The organism is Protofrankia sp. CiP1_Cm_nod1 (assembly GCF_920888515.1).
Classification (GTDB): domain Bacteria; phylum Actinomycetota; class Actinomycetes; order Frankiales; family Frankiaceae; genus Protofrankia.
This window is the reverse complement of sequence record NZ_CAKKTM010000069.1, coordinates 1-2,367: the sequence shown is the minus strand read 5'-3', so window position 1 is coordinate 2,367 and position 2,367 is coordinate 1. Positions and strand designations below refer to the sequence as shown.

The window sequence follows — 2,367 nt, the reverse complement described above, 5'->3', positions numbered from 1 at the left end:
TAGGGGTCCCCAAATTGTGCCAAAGGCACAATTTGGGGGTTACCGGATGTCCGGTGGTTCTGTTGTGACCTGGACGCCGTGCCCGCCGTTGCCGTCGTAACCGGCACCGTCATAGGCGGCCTTGTCGTAGGCAGGATTGTCATGGCCGGAGGTGCTGTAGCCGGGGGCGTCGTAGGTGGGCCAGGCCGCGACGGGAAACGCTCCCGTGCCGGTGGAGCCGGGCTGCGGGCCCCGTACCGGCTGGCCCGCAGGCGGACGAGGTGCGGACAGCTGATGGGCCGCCAACGGAGGTGCCGAGGAAGGAGCCGTCACCGGGTGTGCCCCAGTCGTACGGGCATCGGGATGATATCCCCCCACGGACGGCGCGGGAGCCTGCGGCGGCGGCAGCACTGCCATCCGTTCCGGCACGGTGGCGATCTGCGCGTCCGGCCCGGTCAGGGCGATCCGCACGTGCCGACGGCCGACCTCACCGTAGAACGTCCCGGGGGCGACGAGCACACCCACCGTGGCCAGCGCGTCCACGGTGGCCCACGCGTCCTCGCCGCGAGTCGCCCACAGGTAGAGCCCGGCCTCGCTGTGTTCGATCGTGAAACCGGCGACCGCCAGCGCCGCCGCGAGCACGGCCCGGCGGTTGGCGTAACGCGCCCGCTGCTCGGCGACGTGCATGTCGTCGGCCAGGGCGGCCGTCATCGCGGCCTGGACCGGTGTGGGCACCATCGCGCCCGCGTGCCGGCGGACCTCCAGCAGGCCCGCCACCAGCCGGGGATCCCCGGTGACGAACCCGGCCCGGTAGCCGGCGAGGTTCGACCGTTTCGACAGCGAGTGGACGGCGAGCAGCCCCTCGTGCGAGCCGCCGCAGACGTCCGGGTGCAGCACCGAGACGGGACGGGCCTCCCAGCCCAGCTCGATGTAGCACTCGTCGCTGGCGACGACGATGCCGCGCTCCCGCGCCCAGCCGATGACGGCGCGCATCTCGTCCACGGTCAGTACCCGCCCGGACGGGTTGGCCGGGGTGTTCAGCCACACCAGCCCCACGCCGTCCGCCGGGCCCAGGACCGGTTCGCACCGGGCCAGCAGAGCCCCGACCTCGTATGTCGGGTAGGCCGGAGCCGGGATCCAGACCCGGTCCCCCGGGCCGAGCCCGAGCTGGCCGGGCAGCTGCGCGACCAGCTCCTTCGTCCCGATCACCGGCAGCACGGCGGACGGGTCGACGATCACGCCCAGCCGGCGCGCCAGCCAGCCGGCGGCGGCATCCCGCAGCTCGGGCGTGCCGGCGGTCGTCGGATAGCCCGGCGCGTTGGCCGCCGCGGCCAGGGCATGCTGGACGACCAGCGGTGTCGCGTCCACCGGTGTGCCGACGGAGAGGTCGACCAGCCCGTACGGGTGGGCACGGGCCTTCTCCGCGAACGGGGCCAGCGCGTCCCAGGGGAAGTCAGGCAGCCGCACGCGGCGGTGACGGGCCTGCCGAAGCCCGGTGGCCGCGGCAGGCCCCACGGACCCGGTCAGGACTCAGCCTGCGGCGCCAACGCGGCGACGCTGGGCGGGTCGAAGTCGAGCGCCCCCACCTTCGACGCCCCGCCCGGCGAGCCGAGCTCCTCGAAGAACAGGGCGTTCGAGTCCGAGAAGCCCTTCCACTGGTCAGGCACGTCGTCCTCGTAGTAAATGGCCTCCACCGGACAGACGGGCTCGCACGCTCCGCAGTCGACGCACTCGTCAGGCTGGATGTAAAGCATCCGTCCGCCCTCGTAGATGCAGTCGACCGGGCACTCCTCAATGCAGGCCTTGTCCTTCACATCGACGCAAGGCTCCGCGATGACGTAGGTCACCGGTTGTTCCTCCTCGGCTCACGGGCGACTGATTCCCTAGTATCGACCTGAACGGTTCCGTGTCGACACCAAGGGCGTTCGCTTGTCGTGTATGTCGTCCGTATCACTCCTGCTGACACCGGCGCCAGGGTATCGATCCGCCGACGGGCCGCCGGGCCCCTGCCACTGACCGACGTCGTGGGGGAGCTGCTGTCCTGGGCCGATCGCTGCCTGACGATACGCACCAGGGACGGTTCTATCGTGAGAGTCGCCGAAACAGATCTGGTCGCCGGGCGGCGGGTCCCGCCACAGCCGGTACGCCGGTCCAGCTCGGGGCAGGCCGCGGGGCAGACGGAGGCGAACCCGCAATGACTGTACGGACACGACGCCAGTTTGCTGAAACCGTCCGGCAGGAGCCCGTCGATCTCGGGCTGGCCTGCCTGCTGATCGCGGCCGAGGCCGAGGCCGGCCTCGACCCGGCGCGGGAGCTCGCCCAGCTGGACGCGCTGGCCGCGCAGACCGGCCGGCTCGCCGATGCCACCGCTCGGGACCCCGACAGCGC

3 protein-coding genes and 1 pseudogene are annotated in these 2,367 nt (G+C 71.9%); 2 read left to right on the top strand and 2 right to left on the bottom strand.

Going from position 1 to position 2,367, the window contains the following annotated elements; genetic code table 11:
• Positions 1–39 precede the first annotated feature (39 nt).
• Together dapC and fdxA are read right to left on the bottom strand one after the other, a co-directional pair.
• Positions 40–1,446, bottom strand: a complete 1,407-nt coding sequence (dapC, locus tag NBX02_RS03990) for a succinyldiaminopimelate transaminase (RefSeq protein WP_445548254.1) — start codon at positions 1,444–1,446, stop codon at positions 40–42.
• Between the two features lie 56 nt (positions 1,447–1,502).
• Positions 1,503–1,826: a ferredoxin gene (gene fdxA, locus NBX02_RS03985; RefSeq protein WP_250283594.1), complete on the bottom strand. Its 324-nt coding sequence runs from the start codon at positions 1,824–1,826 to the stop codon at positions 1,503–1,505.
• An 87-nt stretch (positions 1,827–1,913) separates the two neighbouring features.
• Between fdxA and NBX02_RS22920 the strand changes: the two genes are divergently transcribed.
• Positions 1,914–2,177, top strand: coding sequence for a putative acetyltransferase (locus tag NBX02_RS22920; RefSeq protein WP_445548253.1), 264 nt, complete (start codon positions 1,914–1,916; stop codon positions 2,175–2,177).
• Positions 2,174–2,367, top strand: a pseudogene (locus tag NBX02_RS03980) (transglutaminase-like domain-containing protein); the annotation flags it as partial. The gene NBX02_RS22920 and the pseudogene NBX02_RS03980, both read left to right, overlap by 4 nt.